Source organism: Pontibacter aquaedesilientis (assembly GCF_014773225.1).
Classification (GTDB): domain Bacteria; phylum Bacteroidota; class Bacteroidia; order Cytophagales; family Hymenobacteraceae; genus Pontibacter; species Pontibacter aquaedesilientis.
Genome location: NZ_JACXAJ010000002.1, coordinates 160,976 through 181,847, shown reverse-complemented (window position 1 = coordinate 181,847; position 20,872 = coordinate 160,976). Strand labels below are relative to the sequence as shown.

13 protein-coding genes are annotated in these 20,872 nt (G+C 52.2%); 3 read left to right on the top strand and 10 right to left on the bottom strand.

Features of this window, described 5'->3' with window-relative positions:
• Positions 1–157: 157 nt before the first annotated feature.
• The 6 genes from H9Q13_RS05715 to H9Q13_RS05690 form a co-directional block, all read right to left on the bottom strand.
• A complete protein-coding gene (locus H9Q13_RS05715) occupies positions 158–1,366 on the bottom strand; it encodes a C40 family peptidase (protein WP_191182820.1) in 1,209 nt (402 codons plus the stop codon).
• 84 nt (positions 1,367–1,450) lie between these two features.
• Positions 1,451–2,713 carry a DUF819 family protein gene (locus H9Q13_RS05710; RefSeq protein ID WP_191182819.1) on the bottom strand — a complete coding sequence of 421 codons (1,263 nt, stop codon included), beginning with the start codon at positions 2,711–2,713 and terminating at the stop codon, positions 1,451–1,453.
• A gap of 644 nt (positions 2,714–3,357) precedes the next feature.
• Positions 3,358–4,425 carry an aminotransferase class I/II-fold pyridoxal phosphate-dependent enzyme gene (locus H9Q13_RS05705; RefSeq protein WP_191182818.1) on the bottom strand — a complete coding sequence of 356 codons (1,068 nt, stop codon included), beginning with the start codon at positions 4,423–4,425 and terminating at the stop codon, positions 3,358–3,360.
• Entirely contained in the window at positions 4,425–5,444 is a 1,020-nt protein-coding gene (locus H9Q13_RS05700; RefSeq protein WP_191182817.1) for a dipeptide epimerase, read from the bottom strand. Before H9Q13_RS05700 ends, H9Q13_RS05705 begins: the two co-directional genes overlap by 1 nt.
• Positions 5,445–5,541: 97 nt before the next feature.
• Positions 5,542–6,891, bottom strand: coding sequence for a D-alanyl-D-alanine carboxypeptidase/D-alanyl-D-alanine-endopeptidase (locus H9Q13_RS05695; protein WP_191182816.1), 1,350 nt, complete (start codon positions 6,889–6,891; stop codon positions 5,542–5,544).
• A 30-nt stretch (positions 6,892–6,921) separates the two neighbouring features.
• Positions 6,922–7,836, bottom strand: coding sequence for an N-acetylmuramoyl-L-alanine amidase (locus tag H9Q13_RS05690; RefSeq protein WP_191182815.1), 915 nt, complete (start codon positions 7,834–7,836; stop codon positions 6,922–6,924).
• A gap of 167 nt (positions 7,837–8,003) precedes the next feature.
• Between H9Q13_RS05690 and H9Q13_RS05685 the strand changes: the two genes are divergently transcribed.
• From H9Q13_RS05685 to H9Q13_RS05675, 3 genes are all read left to right on the top strand, one after another.
• Positions 8,004–11,051: a glycoside hydrolase family 3 N-terminal domain-containing protein gene (locus H9Q13_RS05685; RefSeq protein ID WP_191182814.1), complete on the top strand. Its 3,048-nt coding sequence runs from the start codon at positions 8,004–8,006 to the stop codon at positions 11,049–11,051.
• Positions 11,052–11,141: 90 nt separating this feature from the next.
• Positions 11,142–12,317: an acyltransferase family protein gene (locus H9Q13_RS05680; protein ID WP_191182813.1), complete on the top strand. Its 1,176-nt coding sequence runs from the start codon at positions 11,142–11,144 to the stop codon at positions 12,315–12,317.
• A gap of 404 nt (positions 12,318–12,721) precedes the next feature.
• Positions 12,722–13,465, top strand: a complete 744-nt coding sequence (locus H9Q13_RS05675; protein WP_191182812.1) for a DeoR/GlpR family DNA-binding transcription regulator — start codon at positions 12,722–12,724, stop codon at positions 13,463–13,465.
• A 71-nt stretch (positions 13,466–13,536) separates the two neighbouring features.
• Here the strand turns inward: H9Q13_RS05675 and H9Q13_RS05670 are convergent, their stop codons facing one another.
• From H9Q13_RS05670 to H9Q13_RS05655, 4 genes are all read right to left on the bottom strand, one after another.
• Positions 13,537–16,362, bottom strand: coding sequence for an FAD-binding and (Fe-S)-binding domain-containing protein (locus H9Q13_RS05670; protein ID WP_191182811.1), 2,826 nt, complete (start codon positions 16,360–16,362; stop codon positions 13,537–13,539).
• A gap of 13 nt (positions 16,363–16,375) precedes the next feature.
• A complete protein-coding gene (locus H9Q13_RS05665) occupies positions 16,376–17,902 on the bottom strand; it encodes a sodium:solute symporter (RefSeq protein ID WP_191182810.1) in 1,527 nt (508 codons plus the stop codon).
• A 229-nt stretch (positions 17,903–18,131) separates the two neighbouring features.
• A complete protein-coding gene (murQ, locus tag H9Q13_RS05660; RefSeq protein ID WP_191182809.1) occupies positions 18,132–18,944 on the bottom strand; it encodes an N-acetylmuramic acid 6-phosphate etherase in 813 nt (270 codons plus the stop codon).
• A gap of 50 nt (positions 18,945–18,994) precedes the next feature.
• Positions 18,995–20,851, bottom strand: coding sequence for an outer membrane protein assembly factor BamB family protein (locus H9Q13_RS05655; RefSeq protein ID WP_191182808.1), 1,857 nt, complete (start codon positions 20,849–20,851; stop codon positions 18,995–18,997).
• Between the last annotated feature and the right edge of the window lie 21 nt (positions 20,852–20,872).

The following is a 20,872-nucleotide window of genomic DNA, read 5'->3' as shown; positions in this document are numbered from 1 at the left end:
TCTTCGAATTCTATCAAAAAATAATTAATTACGATGTTAGCTATTATAGGGATTTCTGATTTATTACTAATAACAGCTTTCTCGTTACGCACGAAATGACGCATAAAAAAAGGCAGTGACTTTCGCCACTGCCTCTCACATGCATTGATTCTATACCTTATTCGTAAAGCGGCTTTTCACGCAAATCCACTAAGGTTGCTTCCGGAGAAACACGCTTAGCACGCAGGAAGCGGCCCAGCTCATAGGCATCGTGGTTGGCTGCCGAAGGATTCATGCTGTTGATGCGCACCCGGCCGGCGGAATGGATAAACTCCTGGTCACCGCCGATCCACATACCTACGTGCACTACGCGCTCTGACTTACCGTCTTTGGCAGGCACGCCGAAAAACAGCAGATCACCCGGACGCAGGTCATCCCAGCCATTATCAGTATTTACCAGTTCGCCAATATGTATTTGCTGCGAAGCGTCTCGCGGCAGTACCAGCCCGTTCATAAAGAAAACGGTTTTGGTGAAACCACTGCAGTCCATCCCTTTCACGGACGTGCCACCCCACAGGTATGGCAAACCCAAAAGCTCCTTACTCGACGCTACCAGATTCTCCTCGCTAGGCTTGCGGCTTGCTACCCATTCTTTAAAGCCCATGGCTTCAGCAGCAGACACATAGCCTGTGCGGCCATCCGGGAACATGACCTCATAAAAATCTTTCGTCTTGTTTTTCAGCACCATCACATCGCCATACACCATATCCGAAACGGTGGTGGCCTTTCTGTCGGGCGTGGCATGGGCAAAGCCGTAGGTCTTGGTGTAGATGAGCTTTTTGCCTTGCTGCCAATTGGTGAAAGCGGCTTGGTCCATCAGTGCAATACCGCCATAATCAACCCAGGCCAGGTACTGGTCAGGTGTCTGCACCAGGTACCAGCCGTCCTGCTTTTTCCATACCTGTAGCGGCGTACCCATGGTGGCCTGTGTGGCCAGTTCGGCTGAGTGCTTTGGCTGTGAGCGCAGGTTAGCTACCGAGATCGTCACGATCGCAAAGTTTTTGCCTTCCAGTTCGCTTTCCGGCAATACCTGAATGCTGTCCACAAACGACACATTGGCTGCTTGCAGTCGCTTCAGCAGATCGGTTTTCGCTTCGGGTATGTTGGTTTCGCCGCGCAGCACACTGCCACTAGTCTCAACATCAAACAGCGCCACACGCTTATCAGGAGCAAACTGCTGGCGCACGGCATCGATATATGTTTGCGCAGGAGAGGCAGCAACTGCTGTGTTGGTCGCAACAGTAGACTCGGAAGGTGTGCTTTGCATACCGGCGCAGGAAGACAGCACCAGTAAAAGCAACAGCACAAGCGGGTTATTTTTAATCATAGTATTGGTTCTAAATAGCATCGTTCGCACAAGGCCCTTGATGAAACATTATACACTAAACACTTATCGCGTTATAAAAATTCGCTATTCGGGGGCAACCAACTGCATCAGTATACCTGATATGTAAGCGCCGTAGGTTCCCACTGCATATCCCAGGATCGAGAGTAGTACGCCCACCGGCGCCAGGGCCGGATGAAACGCCGCAGCCACAATTGGAGCCGAAGCAGCACCGCCCACATTGGCCTGACTGCCCACTGCCAAGAAGAAAAACGGCGCTTTGATGAGCTTGCCCACGATAAAGAGCAGCAGCATGTGCATAGAAATCCAGATTAATCCCACCAGGAACAGGCCAGGCTGACTAACAATGGCTGTCACGTCCATCTGCATACCGATGGTGGCCACCAGTATGTATAGAAAGGCACTTGCCACACGCGAGGCTCCGGCACCTTCCAGGTTGCGAGCCCTGGTAGTGGACAGCAGCATGCCAAAAGTTGTGGCCAGCACTACCAGCCAGAAGAAGCCGGACGTGAGGCTGAAACGGGCTAAATTCGGAGCGTTTGTTTGGATCCAGGGTGCAATCATATCAGATAATAAATGCGCTAAGCCCGTCAGGCCAAACCCAATACCCGCTATCAGCATGATGTCGGGCAGCGAAGGAACCCGCATAATGCTTTGACGGTAGCGCTCGATCTTATTTTTCAGGTTCTCTACGGCAGAGCTGTCCGCTTTGAAGAATTTATCCACCCGGTCTGATTTACCGGCTCCGTACAGCAACACTGCCATCCAGACATTGGCCACGATCACATCTACGGCGATTACGGCAGAGAACAGATTGGGGCTAGGCTTAAACACTTCAAACATCGCCAACTGGTTGGCACCGCCCCCGATCCAGCTGCCGGCTATGGTGGTTAGCCCCCGCCACACGGCATCAGGTCCTTGCCCACCCACAATATCAGGAGCAAAAGTGGAGACGATGAGTATCGCCAGCGGACCGCCTAGCATAATGCCGACCGTACCTGTAATGAACATGAGCCCTGCTTTGTGACGCAGCTTCCAGATCTCCTTTAAGTCGAGGCTGATGGTGAACAGCACCAAACTCGCCGGCAACAGATACCTTGACGCGACACCATACAGCGCAGATTTTTCGCCGGAGATAATATTGAGTGAGTTGAGTAAGCTCGGAATGAGGTAGCACAGCAACAGCGCAGGCACTACCGAGTAGAATTTCCGGAATACGGCCCTATCGCTGGAGGCAGTTTTGAAAATGATGGCGAGGATGACGACGAGGATGCCCAGCACAACGGCATCGTTGGTGATGAGGGGTGCTGGGGTAGTGGTTTCTTCCATAAAGTAGACGGTTTCCTGTAAAGGGATCTTTTGTTTAAATTAACTGTTGCTTGAGCTATAAAGTCTTTCCTTTTAGTATCAGCCTATCCAGTGCTATTACACCTATTATTTCATTTCTTATTTGATGCGCTCAAAGCCGCGGGGCATCGTCCTTTGGCATCGCGCTGTGTATCTTTCCTTTGCTACCCTGACGGTCGCAATATCGCTGCGCGATACCGGAAACCTACAAGACGCTCTTTTTCGAGGGCCCCTACCCCCACCCAAGGACTGGGTATAGATTCAATAGCATCTGTGTGGGATATAACTTGAATTAACATACCCCTACCCCTTTCTTTCTAGCGAGCCCCTACCCCAATAGGGGAATTTTCCGCTGTTACCGGTTACCAGATTTAAGCTCTATAGCATACACCACCGGTACAGTACACATTAGAAGACTAACTTGCACGCATGCTATGAAATGAACAGCTTGAGCCAGTTGCACCACCGACGATTTTGTGTTTGAGCGGTCAGCGAGTTTAAAATCGTCTTGACTTTTTTGCTTACTTTTTTTGTCAAGAAAAAAAGTAGGTGCCCGCCGCACAGGCGAAGCTATGAAACAAGGTTAGTTGACAGACAAAACTGCCATTGCTACAATTAGGTATCAGCTATACCTTTACAAACTCATTAATCAACCCCGTTATTCGCTGAATATCCCCTTCCGTATGCGCACTACTCAAAATAACCCGTGTAATCGGGTCATCCGCAGGTGTCGGATACCGAAAACTGGAAATGATGACCCCACGCTCCTGCAAGTATGCCGCTAAGCGATGCTCGTGTACCCCGAATACCGGATATCTGTCAAAGTAACTGAATTGCGCTGGGTGCTCCAAATGCTTCAGAAAATACTCAATATTCGAAAACAGCTTTTGCCGGGCTTCTTTGAAAACGGTTTCACAACGCAGAAAAGCATACAAATAGGCAGGTATAGCCGGGGAAGCGCCGCCGAAATAATGACTGTGGCGCAGCTTATCTATTAACGCTTTATCACCCAGCACCATGCCGGCAGGTATACCCAAAGCTTTGCCCATCGAGCTCGCCACCACCAACCGCACGTTCGGTTGCAGCCGAGCCTTTAGCTGTGCGAAAATGCCAGCCCCGTCTTCTCCCGTCACGCCAAAGCCATGCGAATCGTCCACAACCAGGGTAATTTGCTTGTCGGTTGGCAAAGCGCTTAGCCAGCTGAACCCATGGTTACGGGCCTTGAGCGGATCGAGGGAGTTGCAGACAAGTATGATATGCTCCTCCTTCGAACCCTGCACTTGCTCCAGCATGGGTCCAACCCAGGCATCGTAGTCGCCGATAACTTCGTCGGCGGTGCTGCGCCAAAGGGCCGGGTGCGTGTTGGGGGCATAGATAAAATATCCACTTCCCTGCAAGGTTTGCACCAGCGCCTGACCCGCCAGATAACCTGACGACATGGTGAAGGCGGCTTCAGATCCTGTATAGGTTGCCAGATAATCCTCTGCTTCCTCGAACACTCGCAGCTGCAGGTTGGAGTTGCGTGAACTGGAGTAGTTGGTGCCGTAGCGGGCCATCCCTTCCAGCACGCAATTTCTGAATTGTTCGTTGACAGGTATACCCAGGTAGGACGTCCCGCTGAAAAACAGGAACTCCTCTCCATTTACCACCAAGGTACGACCCGGCAGTTGGTCTGTGTATACCTTATTCGCCATTACCCTATCAGAGTGGCACCAGTGCCGTTTACGTTTTCACTGTAGCTCACCTTTCCTTGCTCAATGGTCACCCCCGTGGCGATGTCCTTGCTCAGCAACAGGGCACCGTCCATGTCCACGTAGTCGAGCATAGGCAGCAGCTGTGCGATGGCCGATATACCTATGCTGGATTCAGTCATGCAACCCACCATCACTTTCATACCCAAACTCTTCGCTTCAGCAATCATACGGCGGGCAGGCGTCAGGCCGCCGCACTTCACCAGTTTGATATTGACGCCGTGGAACAGACCATGGCACTTGGCTACATCGGATTCGGTGATGCAGCTTTCGTCGGCAATCAGGGGCAGTTCGGAGCGCTCGTATACCTGTTTCATGCCTTTCAGATCATCGGCTTTCATGGGCTGTTCGATAAACTGCACACCTAACTCTTTGAGTTGCTTTGAGTTCTCAATGGTTTCCTCCACACCCCATGCGCAGTTGGCGTCTACACGGAAAATCGCGTCGGTATGCTTGCGCAGCTCTTTGATGATAGCTACATCTTCTTTGGTGCCCAGCTTGATTTTGTAAAGCGGCCAGGGCATTTCCTGCAGCTTTTTCACCATGTTGTCCACCGTGTCGATGCCGATCGTATAGTTCGTGAGCGGCATGTTCTTTGCCTCGAGCCCCCAGATTTTGTAGAGCGGCTGCCCTTTCATTTTGCCGAACAGGTCGTTTGCTGCCAAATCCAGCGCACACAGGGCAAACGGATTATCAGCCAGCAAAGGCTGCATCTGTGCCCAGAACTCCTCTGGCGAAGTCAGATCGGCAGACTCGATTTGCTCACGGATGTTCTCCAGCGCTTCGGTCATACTCTCGATGGTGAAGCCATAGTACGGATTGCTGGTGGCCTCGCCATAACCCTTGTGCTCGCCATGCTGCAGCTCGACAATCAGGGTCGGCTGCACGTCGCGCGAGTCGTAGGAAATGGTAAAGGTATGCCGCAGCGGCAGGTCAAAGGAGCGTATCGTTAGTTTCACCATAGTATCTATCTGTTTGTGTGGTCAGGTATGGGTTGTAATTGTTGGTTGTTATTTCTTTGTTTACTCTGCTCACGCAAGCGAGGGCTTCCTGTTTATATTAATACTTCTCATGCACCTCCGTCATAATACGTTCCATGGCGCTTCTGATTTCAGACGAGGATGTTTTAAAGTTGTTGTTCATAAAACTGTATAGCAACAATTTCCCGCTCTTCGTGAGGATGTACCCGCTTTGGTTGTGAACGTGCGAGAGTGTGCCAGACTTACCGAAGACAAACGGCACATCGGCTTTGTAAATGTTCCGGAAAGTACCCGGTCTGCCGCCTACTGCCAGCATAGGAAGTAATTTTCCCCGTGGGCGTTCGGCATGCATTTTCTGCAAAAGGGCAATAATGCTGCGTGGCGTGAACATATTCATGGACGAGAGGCCCGAGCCGTCTATCCATACCGGTGCGTCCGGCAAATCAGACAGGTAGGTTTTCATAGCGTGTTTGATGGCCCGTTCTACCGACAGCGTGTCAGACAAAGTGCCGGAGCTCAAAACCAGCAATTGCTCGGCCATCAGGTTGTCGCTTACCTGCAGCATGCGTTTGAATACGGTATCGGCAGGCAGACCATAAAGTGTTTTGGCATTGGCAGGTATAGGCCGCTTCACCAGTTTCACGGGGCGCTTCAGCGTGTCGGCGAGTAGCTGCACCGTCAGCTCAGGGGAGGTGATAAATGGCACTTCCTGCGAGAAGGCAACAGCAGCACGCTTCGGGTTGTAAGCAATGTCGTTGGTGCGCCAAGCCCTGCGGAAGGTGTCACGGTGCGCATTTTTGGAGGTATCGGGCTTAACGTGCTTTTTGAAGAAAGACGGCGTGGTGGTATAGGTCGTGGTGCTGTCTTTTTTGAATTTCACGATGTTGCCGTGAACCGGGAAAGGGCTGCGCTCCGGTTGGTAGTAGTAATTGTAGTCATCCCAGCCCCAGTTGGTGGCGAAGGGCGTGCTGGTCATGGGTGCCTCGATGTAGTAGAGTTTCTCCTTGCGGTTTTTCAGAAAGTCGTAGGCGATGTTGTTCTGCAGGTCCATGTGCGTGAAGGTCGGGTCGCCGGTACCCCAGAAGAGCAGCGAGTCGCCTTTGGCCACGTACTTGAGCGCAGGTATAGAGTCGCCCAGCATTTTGGAAGCCGCATAAAACGTAAACAGCTTCGTGTTGGAAGCCGGCACAAAATACTTATCGGCGTTGTGCTCCACCACTGCCTTGCCCAGTTCCGGGTCATACAGCACAAAGCCCACAAAACTTTGCTGCAAAGCCGCTACCTCCATCACCTGTCGCTGAATCTCCGCCGGTCCGTAAGGCGCAGGCGCTTCCGCCACAGGTTTGGCCGCTCCACAGCCGAATAGGAAGAGCAGGCTGAGGTAAGGGATGAGTCGCAAGGTATAGCGGGTGAGTGGGGGTTTGGTCATAATCAAGGTGCGTCGGTTTAATATCCCAATTTACAAATACTTCTGATACAGGTTATACAGAATCAGTTTCTCATCCTCCGTCAGTGGCGCATTAACATCGGTCTGGATGAAGTGAATCTTGAAGGCACGCACGGCCGCCTCCGGATTACGCACATCGTAGCCGATAATGCGCAGGGCGTCGAGTGGGTTAAAGTGCTCAGGCAGCGTGTACTTCGGCACTGTCTCCATCACGAGCAAAGGAGTTGTGTCATTCTCTCCTCCAACAGGCACTTCGCGCAGCACTTGTTCCTTATCCAGCACATCTTCGTCATACCACAGCCCAAAGCCGTTGTCGGCCAGCGTCTTCCAGGGGAACAGCGGACTCGGGTCTACTTTGCGCACCGGGGCGATGTCAGCGTGGCCAACGAAGTTCTCAGTAGGTATACCGTGTTCTTTTTTAAGCTTGCCCAATACAGCGATCAGGCTGGTGATCATCTCCTCCGGAAAAGGCTCGGAGCTGTTGTTGTCGAGTTCTATACCGATGGAAGAAGAATTGAGATCGGTGTTGTTGCCCCACTTGGCTGCCCCGCCGTGCCAGGCGCGCATGTGGTCGTGTAACATCTGGTATACCTTGCCATCGCGGCCAATCACGTAGTGCGAGCTCACTTTGGTGGACGGCATGGTGAACGTCTTCAGGGTTTGCTCGGTGGAGTTTTGGGCCGTGTGGTGAATGATCACATAATTTGGTTTGCGTAGGTTGAAGTTGGTGGTTCCCACCCAATGGTCGCCTTGCGGATAGGTATACTCGCCGGTCGGGGCGGCAGGTATAGCACGCAGCGATTTGGCATAGGCTTTGGCCTGCTTCTTATACGACTTGTTGGTGGCGGCATACGGGTTAGTAGTACAGCTGGCAAAGGCGGCGCAGCACAGCAAAAGACTAAGTAACTGAACGGAAAGACGCTTCATGTATTTTTTACTTATGAAGTAAATATATAAATTCAAATCAAATTCTGATGACGCCCCTAATATTGCTTTTATTTGCAGGAATTTAAAAAAATACCGCAAATAAAAATACATTACCCCGAATTCTGTTAAATTGCAGTGTATCTGATATAAAATTAACCTAAATCACTTTGAAACCTTATCACTACTTCTCGCTGGCCTTTGTGCTGTTGCTGATTTTCAGCGCAAACACCCTACAGGGCCAGACCAACAAAGCAAACTCCGGCAAAGCCGCTGCTAAAAAAGCCAGCGCAGCCACTTTTATGCCCGGCCGCGACGCTGACTTCCTGCAACTTACCAACCAACGCTGGGTCAATTCCGTGATGAAAACCCTGACACCGGAAGAGCGCATCGCGCAGCTCATCATGATTCCGGTGTACTCCAACAAGAACCAGGCGCACATCGACTCGATCAGCAACATCATTAAAACTTATAAAGTAGGGGGTGTTATTTTCTTCCAGGGTGGCCCGGTACGCCAGGCCAAAATGACCAACCGCTACCAGCAGGAAAGCAAAGTGCCGCTGATGGTATCCATTGACGGCGAGTGGGGATTGGCCATGCGCCTCGACAGCACGGTTCGTTTCCCATACCAGATGGCGCTGGGCGGTATCGACAACGAAAGGCTGATCTATGAAATGGGGGCCGAGATTGCCCGCCAGTGCAAGCGACTGGGTGTGCACGTAAACTTCGCCCCGACCGTGGACATCAACAACAACGCCAACAACCCGGTGATCGGTTTCCGCTCTTTCGGCGAAAACAAATACAATGTGGCCAGCAAATCACTGGCCTATATGCAGGGTATGCAGGACAACCACATTATTGCGAGCGCCAAGCATTTCCCGGGCCACGGCGACACAAACGTGGACTCGCACTACGGGCTGCCGCTGATCAACTTCTCCCGCATCCGCCTCGACTCCACCGAGCTATACCCATTCCGCAAACTGATGGACAGAGGCCTGGGCAGCGTCATGGTGGCGCACATGAACATACCTGTGCTTGACAACACACCCAACCTGGCCTCTACCCTATCCAAGCCAATCGTAACGGACCTGCTTAAGAAGGAGCTGAACTACAAAGGACTCGTGTTTACCGACGCACTCAACATGCAGGGGGTGGCTAAGTTCTATCCGCCGGGCATTGTGGATGTGAAAGCTCTGTTGGCTGGTAATGATGTCCTGCTCAACACCATGGACGTAAAAACGACCATTGAAGAAGTGAAGAAAGCCATTGCCAACAAAGAGATCACGCAGGCTGAGATCGATGCCCGCGTTCGCAAAGTACTGGCCGCCAAGCAATGGGTGGGCCTCGACAAATGGGAGCCGATTGAAACCAAAAACCTGGTTGCCGACCTGAATAACCCGCATGCGCAGCACCTCAACCGCCAGCTGACAGAGGCCTCGCTCACGCTGTTGCGTAACAAAAACCACATCCTGCCGATCCAAACACTCGACACATTAAAAGTAGCGGCATTGGCAATTGGCACAAAAAAAGCAACCGCTTTCCAGCGTGATCTGGCCCGCTATACCCAGGTAGACACCTTCTTCCTGCAACCGACCAACTCCATTGAAGAGCTGTGGGCGATGAAGGAAAAACTGAAGGATTACAACCTCATCATCGCAGGTGTGCACTCGCTGCAGCTCAAGGCAGGCAGTAGCAATTTCGGTATCACTGCCGAAATGAATCTGTTCCTCAAAGAACTTATCCGCAACAAGAAAACCATCGTGAGTGTGTTTGGCAACGTGTATAGCCTTGCCGAAATGGAAAGCCTCGACAAAGCCGATGCCGTGATCGCCGCTTATCAGGAGAATGCCACCACGCAGGACCTTGTTTCGCAAATGATTTTCGGAGGTATAGGCGCGACAGGAAAACTGCCGGTTACGGTGAGTAATAACTTCAAGATTGATGATGGTCTGCTGACGCGCGGCGGCTGGCGCATGGCTTACGCTATGCCCGAAGCCGTAGGCATCAAATCACAAGACCTGGCAGGTATAGACTCGCTCGTGCACCAGGCTATTCGTGAGGAAGCCGCGCCGGGTGCGCAGGTGCTGGTAGCAAAAGACGGCAAAGTGATCTATCACAAAGCCTTCGGTCACCATACCTACGACAAAGCTCAACCGGTCCGAATCGACGACCTGTACGACCTGGCTTCTGTCACCAAGATCAGCACCTCGATGGCCGCACTCATGCGTTTGAAAGGCGAAGGGCGTTTCGACGAAAACAAGACGTTAGGTACCTATCTGCCAATGGCGGCTGGCACGAACAAAGCCGACCTGAACTACCGCGACATTCTAACGCATCAGGCCCGTCTCAAGTCCTGGATTCCGTTCTGGAAAGAGACAGTGAAGAAAAACGGCAACTTCAAGTGGCGCACTTTCAAGACGGATTCTACCAGGAGGTTCCCGATCAAAGTGGCCAACAACCTGTACATCCACCGCAAGTACGCCGATAAGATTTACAAAGAGATCATGGAGTCGCCGCTGAACGAAAAGCCGGGTTATGTGTACAGCGACCTGTCGTTTATTCTGGCCCCAAAGGTAGTAGAGAATATCACCGGTGTAGGCTTTGAGACATACCTGCAGCACTCCATCTACAAACCGCTGGGCGCGACAACGCTCACATTCAACCCCTACAAGCATTATCCAGCATCCCGTGTTGTTCCGACTGAATTTGAGCCGCACTTCCGTAAGCAATTGCTGCACGCCACGGTGCACGACGAGGGCGCTGCCATGCTGGGTGGTGTTAGCGGCCACGCGGGTTTGTTTGGCAACTCCAACGACGTAGCCAAACTCATGCACCTATACCTGAACGACGGCCTATACGCCAACAAGCGCTACATCGCCGAGAATGTGGTGAAGGAATACAGCCAGTGCCAGTTCTGTGACCAGGGCAACTACCGCGCCATCGGCTTCGACCGCCCGGCAAAGCCAGGTGAGCAGAACAGCAACGCTGCCCCAAGCGCCCCTGTGGAAAGCTTTGGACATTCCGGCTTTACGGGCACCTATACCTGGATCGACCCGGTGAACAACCTCGTGTACGTGTTCCTGAGCAACCGCGTGAACCCGACCCGCGAGAACAGCAAGCTCGGCAAACTCAACACCCGCACCAACGTGCTGCAAGTGGTGTACGACGCCCTGGATAAGAGCAAAAACAAACAGCCTGCTGAGGCATCCGTGAAGTAACGGACGAAGGTATAGCCGTCCTGCCAGCAGCGGGACAGCTATATTTTTATACCTGTAGGATATACGCTATACCTTAACCGCCTTCTACACATGACTAAACTCTCGACAGCCTCTCCCCTGACAGATGCTGGTTTACTCAGATCTCAAACGTATAAGCGCTACCTCTCACTCGACGTTCTCCGCGGCCTCACCATTGCCTTGATGGTCGTCGTGAACAATCCCGGCAGTTGGGGCAGCATTTACGCGCCCTTCAAGCATGCGGCCTGGCACGGCTTCACGGTCACCGATCTGGTGTTTCCGTCTTTCCTGTTTGTGGTGGGCAATGCCATGAGCTTTAGCATGCGCAAGTTCGAAACGCAACCCGACAGCGTGTTCCTGCGCAAAGTTTTCAAGCGCACCGCCCTTATTTTCCTGATCGGCCTATTCCTCAACCTCTTCCCCTTTATCACGCGTGATCCGGAGGGTACTATTGTGATGAAAGATTTCACTGCTGTTCGTATTATGGGCGTACTGCAGCGTATCGCGCTTTGTTATTTCATCGCATCGCTGGCGGTGCATTACCTCAAGTTGAGAGGGGCTGCCATCTTCAGCGTGGTCGTGCTATTGGGCTACTGGGCTGTCATGTATTTCTTCGGTGATTCCGCTGATCCGTATAGCCTCGCTGGTAATGCCGCCCGCAAGTTCGACGACCTGATCATACCAGAGGCAAACCTCTACAAAGGCTTCGGCCTACCGTTCGATCCGGAAGGGTTGCTGAGTACGCTCCCTGCCGCTGTGAATGTGCTGGCAGGTTACTTTGCCGGTCTGTTCATTCAGAAAAACGGCAACAACCTGAGCACGGTCTTCAAGCTTAATCTGGCTGGTGCCGCGCTGGTGGCCATTGCCTTTGTATGGGACTTCGCCTTCCCGATCAACAAGCCCATCTGGACAAGCTCCTACGTGCTGCACTCGGTTGGCCTGAGCGTGATGCTGATAGCTGCGCTGATGCTGGTTATCGAAGTGCTGGGTTTTGTGAAGTGGTCTTATTTTTTCGAAGCCTTTGGTAAAAATCCGCTCTTTATTTTCGCCTTCGCCACACTGGTCATCAAGCTACTTAACTTCATTAGAATTGATGACATGAGTTTGCAGAAGTGGCTCTATACCCACCTGTTCCTGAGTTGGTCAGAGGGGGAGACGGCCTCGCTCCTGTTCGCGCTGGCTTACATGCTAACCATGTGGGTGGTTGGCTTCTGGATGGACAGGAAAAAGATCTATGTGAAGGTATAAGGTATAACCTGCCTGATTTTAAAAGCCTGTTCCGGAAACGGGGCAGGCTTTTTTGTCTGAATCTAAATATAGGGCCCCTACCCCAAGGATTTACAGAATTTAAGGATTAACAGGATTGTGTCCTGTAGGGGCGATCCGATTTCGTGAACATAAGTGTTTTCCTGTCATTTCGACCCTGGGGAAAAACCTGAAATTGCGCCGTTGCTCTAATTTAATCCAGATCTCTCCATTCTGTCGAGATGACAAATCGGGAATGTTATACCTTGAGCTGACAGTGTTGGGTTGCAACCTGTCGCAGCAGACCCCAATCCTGCAAATCCTTAAATCCTGTAAATCTTGATTCAGACAAACATTTTTTCAGAAAAAAATCTATATTTGACTTTTACAGATTAAATACGACCAGAATGCTTAAGGAAGAACGGCAGGCTTTTATCATCAAGCAGATCAATCTGCACAACAAGGTGCTTTCATCGGATTTGAGTTTGAAGCTCAATGTATCGGAGGATACAGTTAGAAGAGATTTGAACGAACTGGCAGAAAGCGGCCAGATTCTGAAGGTGCATGGTGGTGCTTTGTCGAAGTCCTTCCATTACCCCTTCAGCCAGTCCGAGGTATACGCCAAGGAGTCCAAAAAGGAGATTGCCCGCAAGGTCATCAACCTGCTGAAGGATGGTATGAGTATTCTCGTAGGCGGCGGCACCACCATGATCGAAGTGGCCCGCATGATACCCGACACCCTGCGTTGCACCTTCTTTACGGTGAGCCCACTGGTGGCCCTGGAGCTGGCGGAGCGCCCAAACATCAGCGTGATTTTGCTGGGCGGACAGCTCTCCAAAAATTCCCACATCATGATCGGAGCCCAGGTTGTCAACCAACTCACCGAGATCAAAGTGGACCTTTGCATACTTGGCACCAACTCACTCTCCGTAGAAGATGGCCTCACCGACTCTGACTGGGAAGTGGTGCAGGTGAAGAAAGCGATGATCCGATCCGCCAAGAAAACAGCTATCATGAGTATTGCCGAAAAACTCGGATCTGACCAGAACATGAAGGTATGCGACCTCAACTCGATCCATTACCTGGTGACCGATCTGAATCCGGAAGACGCGAGTTTAAGGGAGTATGCAACTGTGATTGAGGCAGTTTAATCATCATACGATATAAAAAAAGAGGCCCTTTCAAGTAAGGGCCTCTTTTTTTATGCTACAACGTGTGCATTCTACAAACACTCATCCAATAGATAAATAATCGACTCGTAGTTTCGACCAACGGCTTCCGTCATGGCCATTTCGCAGGTTTTGCCAGACGAATAATACCCGTCAAATTCGCGCTGTTTCACTTCCGCCGCCTCAGGAGCGGTAGCAGAGGCCGTGAGTTCCGGCACTAAGAAGCCGCGGTCGCCGGCCATACCGCAGCAACCGGCGTGCATCGGCACAGTTACTTCCTCGGCCAGTTGCCTGGCTATACCTACAAAGCGCCCTTCCAGCCCCATTTTTTGCAGCGAGCAAACCGGGTGCAGTACTACATTCGCTTTTTTGCGCAGCACAGTAGCTTTCGGCAAGATAAAGTCCGCGATGTAATCGATGCTATCGATGATCTTAAGGCTGTCGAACTTCTGCTTGTTCTCCGGCGTGAGCACAGGGCGGCAACTTTGCAGGGTTTGGGTGCAAGAGGTAATGTCGAGCACGAGCGGCAAACGGCCTTTGTCAGTCCAGAGCCACACCTTTTCAATGGTTTCGTTAGCCGTGTAGGCAAAAGCCTGGCTATACCCTTTGGACGAGAAAATCTGTCCGCAGCAGGCGCTCTTTACTTCCTGCGGAATCGTGAATCTGATGCCTGCTTTATCTGACACGCTTTTAAAAGTGTCGATGATGTTCTTCTTCCCTGACCCGGCAGTGCCCATCGTGCGGGAAATACAGGTTGGGAAGTAGACAACGGCTGCTTCGTCTGCAGCTGAGTGCGCATTGGCGATGGATTTATCTATACCTGCCGCTGGTGCTAATTGCTTCGTCCAGAGCGGAAAGCCCGGAATCATGTCTTTTACTTCCTCTGTCAGACTGGCCAGCGTGTTTGCACCCAGCAATTTGTTCACACCCGCGCCAGCCTGTAATCCAAGCTTCACTACCGAGACCACAGGCTTGAAGTTCCTGGCAACCAGCAAAGCGACATTGTTGGAGAAGCCGTTGTGGCTCTCACGGCGCAGACGCTTGATCAGATCGCCGGTGTTGATGTCAACCGGGCAGGCTGTTGCGCAGAGTCCGTCTACGGCGCAGGTATCGAGACCGTCATATTGGTATTGGTTCAGGAGCTCTTTGTGCTGTTTCTTTTCTCCTTTCCGTTTCAGGTTGAGCAATTCGCGGCGCACCACAATGCGCTGGCGCGGCGTGAGCGTGATATTGCGGCTCGGGCATTTGTGTTCGCAGAAACCGCACTCCATGCAGCGGTCTACCTCTTCCTCCACCTTCGGCAGGGCTTTCAGGTTTTGGATGTGGGCGTTCTGGTCGTGGTTGATAATGACGCCAGGGTTCAACAGATTCTCAGGATCAACTACCTGTTTGAGGGTTTTCATGATCCGGTATACCTCCGGCCCCCATTCCGTCTCCACAAAAGGGGCCATGTTCCGGCCGGTCCCGTGCTCAGCTTTCAGGGCGCCGTCATACTTCTTCACTACCAGCTTCACCACTTCTTTCAGGAAGCGATCGTAGCGGGCAACTTCTTCCGGCGTATCAAAAGCCTGGGTGACCACAAAGTGAATATTGCCGTCCTTGGCGTGACCAAAGATAATCGCGCTGCTATACCCGTGCTTGCGGAAAAGCTCCTGCAGATCGAGTATGGCATCGCCGAGCTGAGCGACCGGCACCGCAATGTCTTCGAGCAGTACCGTGGTACCGCTGGCCCGTACCGCGCCCACAGCCGGAAACATGCCTTTGCGCACTTTCCACAAAAAAGCCTGCTCCACCGGGTCAGTCGTGAAAACAGGTTGTTCCAGTAAAGCCAGCTCTGGTGCCAGCGTCATGAATTTCAGAATCTTCTCCTGCACCTCTTCATGCGTGTTCGCCTGAAATTCAACCAGCAAAGCGGCGGCTGTGTCAGGCAGCGTTTTGATAACAGCCGGCACACCTGCCATGTGCTCAATAGAGCGCAGCGAGGCCCGATCCATGAGCTCGACGGCCTCGGCACCCGCCTCTGTCAGCGGCACAATGGCTTGGCAGGCAGCGTAGATGTCGGGGAAATAAAGTAGCGCCGTCGACTTGGCTGGATAATCAGGCACGGTTTGCAGCACAGCTTCGGCGATAAAACCCAGCGTACCCTCCGCCCCGATGAGCAAATGCGCCATGATGTCGAGCGGGTGCTCATAGTCGATAAACGCGTTGACGGAGTAGCCAACTGTGTTCTTGGTCTTATACTTGTGCCGGATCAGGTAGTGCAGTTCCGGGTTGTTGCGTATCTGCTGCTTGAGTTTCTGCAACGTCAGGTATAGCTCAGGGCATTCTTCGCTGAAACGCAGGTAATCGATCTGTTTCTCAGTTGTGTAACATTGCCCGTTGGGCAGCACAAAACGAATGTACTTGGTGGTATGGTAGGAATTTTTGCTCACGCCGCAGCACATGCCACTGGCGTTGTTGGAAAGAATGCCGCCCATCATGGCCGAGTTGATACTGGCCGGGTCCGGACCGATCTTGCGCTTAAACGGGCGTAGATGCGCGTTTACGATGGCACCAATCACGCCGGGCTGTACCCGTACCTGCGCTCCCTCATTCTCCGCCTGTACTTTGTTCCAGTACTGGCTCAGGTCTACTAATATGCCGTCTGTTATGGACTGCCCCGAAAGGCTGGTACCGGCTGTGCGAAAGGTCAGGGGAGTTTTATGCTCCTGCGAAAAAGCGAAAAGCTGTTTGATCTCCTCCTCCGACACAGGCTGCACCACGGCCTTGGGCCTCAGGTAATAAAAACCCGCATCAGAAGCGTAGGACACCACATCAATCAGGCGTGCCCGAATGCGCGCTTTTGGCAAAATGCTTTCCAAAAGCATGGCTATGTTCATAGCAGGTATAGGCTTAATAAGTTGTCTGTTTTACTTTGGGGCCACGCTCGGCCTCTTCCAGGGCGTCCATCATCATGCCGCCGCCAGGCTTACTCGTTACCAGCAACAGGATAAACGTAATCGCAGCATTCACCACAATCAGCTCAAAACCCATGGCGTAACCCGTCCAATCCACTGAATTGCTATCGAAAACATACGTTAGGATAGGGGAAACAATGCAGATGTACGGTACCAGCTTGTCGGCTACGGCACGTTTGTTGGCCATTCCGAAAGCAAACAGACCCAGCAACGGGCCATAGGTATAGCCGGCCGCTTTGAAGATAGCGTTCACCACCGAGTCATCGTTGATGATCTTGAACACCAGGATTACCAGCAGCATCACCACCGAGAAGCCTACGTGCACCCAGTGGCGCGTACGGATGAGTTTGATATCGTCGTGATTAGCCTTTTTGGTGAAGTTCAGGAAGTCCACGCAGAAGGAGGTGGTAAGTGCCGTGAGGGCCGAGTCGGTAGTGGCAAAAGTAGCTGCCGTAAGACCCAGCATGAAGATAATAGCCGGAATCATGGCCATGTGGTTCAGGGCGATCTCCGGGAACAGGTGGTCTGGTGTTGCCAGCGCCGTCACGTCGATGCCGTTGGCCTCGGCGTACATATACAGCAAGGCACCCACACTCAGGAAAAAGATATTGATCGATACGAAAACGCCTGTGAACGTGAGCATATTCTTTTGCGCTTCGCCGATGTTTTTGCAGCTCAGGTTCTTCTGCATCAGGTCCTGATCAAGGCCGGTCATAGCAATCGTTACAAAAACACCGCCGATAAAGTGCTTCAGGAAGTGGCTCTTGGTGCCCAGGAAATCCTCCCAGAAGATCATCTTGGAGTAGGAACTGTTTTTCACGGCCTCAAAAGTCTGCACCACATTCAGGTCGAGGCTGTTGGCGATAAAGATGATGGAAAAAATAACAGACCCAATGATGAACACGGTCTGCAAAGTATCGGTAATGACGATGGTCTTGAGTCCGCCTTTGTGGGTATAAAGCCAGATAAGCACCAAACAGATGGCCACTGTGGCCACAAACGGCACATCCCAGGCATCAAATATAAAACGCTGCAACACGATGGCCACCAGGTATAGTCGGAACGCCGAACCGATGGTGCGCGACACCAGGAAGATCATGGCTCCGGTCTTGTAACTCCAGTAGCCGAAGCGTTTCTCCAAATAGGTATAGATGGAGATCAGGTTCATCCGGTAGTAGAGCGGCAATAGCACAAAAGCGATCAGCACAAAACCGACCGTGTTGCCGAGCACAAACTGAAAATAGCCAAAGCTGCTGTTCACCACCGCTCCCGGCACCGAGATAAACGTCACCCCGGACAGGGCGGTTCCGATCATACCGAAAGCCACAAAGTACCACTTCGAGTTGCGGTTAGCGATAAAGAAACTGGAGTTGTCGGACGATCCTCTTGAGGTAAAATAGGATATACCTATCAGCACCGCAAAATAGCCGATCAGGAAAGACAGAAGAACGATTGGAGACATAGTTTGATTAGTTGGTCATCAGCGAAAGAAGGTAAAAAGCACCTCTGCCTCTACCTTTCGCTTCCGCACATGATGGTAAGTTACTAAGTTTTGTCGAAATGTAGGCAATGTTAGCTGCTCGGAGAACTTAGTGCACAAATGTCATCTCCCTGCCCCTCCCGATTCAAGCTCGGTATCTTCGGTTTCGAAGGGGGCAGGAGGATGATTTACTCTAGGGTAACTTTGGCTTTTACTTCGAAACCAGCACACTCGCTACTGCTTTCCGCACACTCCCATGCTTCTCCAGCAAGGCAGAAGCCGTTGGCTCGTCGGCGCCGGTCTCCGCCATCACCATGCGGACACCACGGTTGTACAGCTTGTGGTTTGTCAGCTGCATGTCCACCATCTTGTTGCCGCGCACACGCCCCAACTGAATCATTACGGTGGTGCTGAGCATGTTGAGCACGAGTTTCTGCGCAGTGCCTGCCTTCATACGGGTGCTGCCTGTCACAAACTCAGGGCCCACTACTACCTCTACCGGGTATTGTGCTTCGGCGGCTACCGGGCTGCCGGTATTGCACACGATACAGCCAGTTGCCAGGCCATGCTCGTTGGCTGTGCGCAGACCGCCGATCACGTAGGGTGTCGTGCCGGAGGCGGCAAGACCTACGATCACATCGTGCTCACCCAAGCCATATTCCTTCAAGTCTTCCCAGGCTTGCTCGGCGTCGTCTTCGGCAAACTCCACCGCTTTGCGGATGGCCGTGTCGCCACCGGCGATCAAGCCTACCACCATATCAAACGGCACGCCGAATGTCGGTGGGCACTCCGAGGCATCCACTACGCCCAAACGGCCACTGGTGCCGGCCCCGATGTAAAATAATCGTCCGCCTTTTTTCATGCAGTCGGCTACCACTTCGGCTAGTTTTTCAATCTGCGGCAATGCTTTCTCAACGGCAAGGGGAACTGTTTTATCTTCCTGGTTGATGTTCTCCAGCACTTCCCTCACCGACATCTTTTCCAAGTTGTTATAGTTCGAGTCTTTCTCGGTTGTAATTTCCATTTTGTGTAATTATAATTCCTTCTAAAATGACCGAATGCCTGCGCTATACCTTACTTTGTATACTCCAGGCAGGCGATCTTCCCATCCATCGTGCTCACGACCACCCTGTTTTTGCCAAGCGACATCACCGGGTTCATGAGGCTGTTTGAACTCTTGTATTTCCAAAGCACTTCTCCACTCTGGCGGTCAGCAGCGCTTACCATACCAGCGTGTGAGGGTACCCATACGATTCCGTTGTGTTCGATGATAGCCGACGGTGCCAGCTCATAAGGCAACTGCAGCGTCGATTTCCAGTCCACCTGCAAGGCATTGGCCGAAGTGGACACCCCGTATACCTGCCCGTCCATTGTCTTCACAAAAACCAGCTTGCCGTCATTGGATATCCCCATCGACTCGCGCACGCGGCCTTCTTTGAGCTGCTCACGCCACACCACTTCACCGGTGTTGGCATCCAAAGCGGTCATAAAACGGTCGGGGGCGACGATAAAGACACGTCCATTGGCGGCCACAGGGTAACAGGCGGCCGGGGAAAACATGCGGTTGCTGGAGCCGTTGCTCCACTTCCAGGACAGCTGACCGGTTTGGGCGTCGAGGGCGTAGAATTCGTTGCCCCAGCTTCCGAAATACACCTTGCCCTGGTATAGCAGTGGCTTCGTTACGACAAAGTTATTGACCTGTTCGAAGTCCCAAATTAGCTTTCCGCTCTTTAAATTCAAAGCCCGGAAGTGACTATCCGAAGCTCCAATGTAAACTATACCCTTATCAATCAACGGTGAACCAAGCACAGGCCTGTTGGCTGCGAATTTCCAAACCAGTTTGCCCGTGGCGGCAGAGAGGCAGTAAATATTGTTATCGGAGGAGCCCACTACTACGTAACCATTGGCTACAGCCGGTGTGGAGTAAATTTTACCGTTGGTGCGGTAGGCCCATTTGCGCTTGCCGTTTTTTTGATCCAGGGCATACACTTCCCCGCTTGTGTTGGTGGCAATTACCAGGTTTTTGAACGAGGCTGTCCCTGCTCCCACGTCGCTGTCGTCTTGGAATTCCCATACCAGCTTCACATTCGGGTATAGCTTGTTCACCGCAAAAGAAGGACGGTGGTGCTTCACTGGGTCGTTGGCGAAATCGTGTTTTACCAACGGCACTTCCATCCACTTTGGCTGGGTCTCCATACCTGGCTTCCGGATCTCGAAACTGGCTTTCCCATCTGCAAAGGTTACGATATTGTACCCTCCCACCGGATTTTTGGCGCGAAGGTTAGAGCGTCCCATCACGGCAGGTATACCATCGTAGTGGTACGCACGGTTGTTGTGGCCGTGGCCGTGCAGGATCAGCTGTGTATTGCGGGTTTTCAGGCGGTCGGTCACGTCGTACCAGTTGTTCAGCGAGGAGTCCTGCGGATAGTGGTTCAGGAAGACAACCGGCATATTCGGATCGGGCATGTGAGTCAGCACGGAGTCGAGCCACACGATGTTCTCGCGCGGGATTTGCCCCGGCCCCATACGCATGTTCGGTCCAGAGCCCGTACCGGCAAACAGGTAGCCTTTATGCGTGAAGGCAAACGTTTCTGCACCGAAAACTACCCCAAAACTGTTGCTGCCGCTTTCCGACCAATTGGAGTCGTGATTACCTGGCACGATGTACCAGGGTTTGTTAAGGGTATTGAAGATTTGCCTGGCCAGCTGGAGCTCTTCATCAGAACCGAATTCTGTAATGTCACCGGTTACGACGACAAACGCAAGATTGGGATTGGCATTAATATCGGAGATGGTGCGCTCCAGGTCTTCCTGAGCAGTGGGATTGCCGATATGGGTGTCGGATACAAAGGCGAACTGAAAGGACTGGGCCTGGCATAAACTACATACCAGCATCACCGCGACGAGCGCTACATACCTTTGTATATTCATTTGGTTATGGCATTGGTAAAA

Excerpts from the sequence above, each read along its gene's own strand:
- H9Q13_RS05715 (WP_191182820.1), bottom strand. The coding sequence starts at position 1,366 with ATGATTAAAAATAACCCGCTTGTGCTGTTGCTTTTACTGGTGCTGTCT.
- H9Q13_RS05710 (WP_191182819.1), bottom strand. The coding sequence starts at position 2,713 with ATGGAAGAAACCACTACCCCAGCACCCCTCATCACCAACGATGCCGTT.
- H9Q13_RS05705 (WP_191182818.1), bottom strand. The coding sequence starts at position 4,425 with ATGGCGAATAAGGTATACACAGACCAACTGCCGGGTCGTACCTTGGTG.
- H9Q13_RS05700 (WP_191182817.1), bottom strand. The coding sequence starts at position 5,444 with ATGGTGAAACTAACGATACGCTCCTTTGACCTGCCGCTGCGGCATACC.
- H9Q13_RS05695 (WP_191182816.1), bottom strand. The coding sequence starts at position 6,891 with ATGACCAAACCCCCACTCACCCGCTATACCTTGCGACTCATCCCTTAC.
- H9Q13_RS05690 (WP_191182815.1), bottom strand. The coding sequence starts at position 7,836 with ATGAAGCGTCTTTCCGTTCAGTTACTTAGTCTTTTGCTGTGCTGCGCC.
- H9Q13_RS05680 (WP_191182813.1), top strand. The coding sequence starts at position 11,142 with ATGACTAAACTCTCGACAGCCTCTCCCCTGACAGATGCTGGTTTACTC.
- H9Q13_RS05675 (WP_191182812.1), top strand. The coding sequence starts at position 12,722 with ATGCTTAAGGAAGAACGGCAGGCTTTTATCATCAAGCAGATCAATCTG.
- H9Q13_RS05670 (WP_191182811.1), bottom strand. The coding sequence starts at position 16,362 with ATGAACATAGCCATGCTTTTGGAAAGCATTTTGCCAAAAGCGCGCATT.
- H9Q13_RS05665 (WP_191182810.1), bottom strand. The coding sequence starts at position 17,902 with ATGTCTCCAATCGTTCTTCTGTCTTTCCTGATCGGCTATTTTGCGGTG.
- murQ (WP_191182809.1), bottom strand. The coding sequence starts at position 18,944 with ATGGAAATTACAACCGAGAAAGACTCGAACTATAACAACTTGGAAAAG.
- H9Q13_RS05655 (WP_191182808.1), bottom strand. The coding sequence starts at position 20,851 with ATGAATATACAAAGGTATGTAGCGCTCGTCGCGGTGATGCTGGTATGT.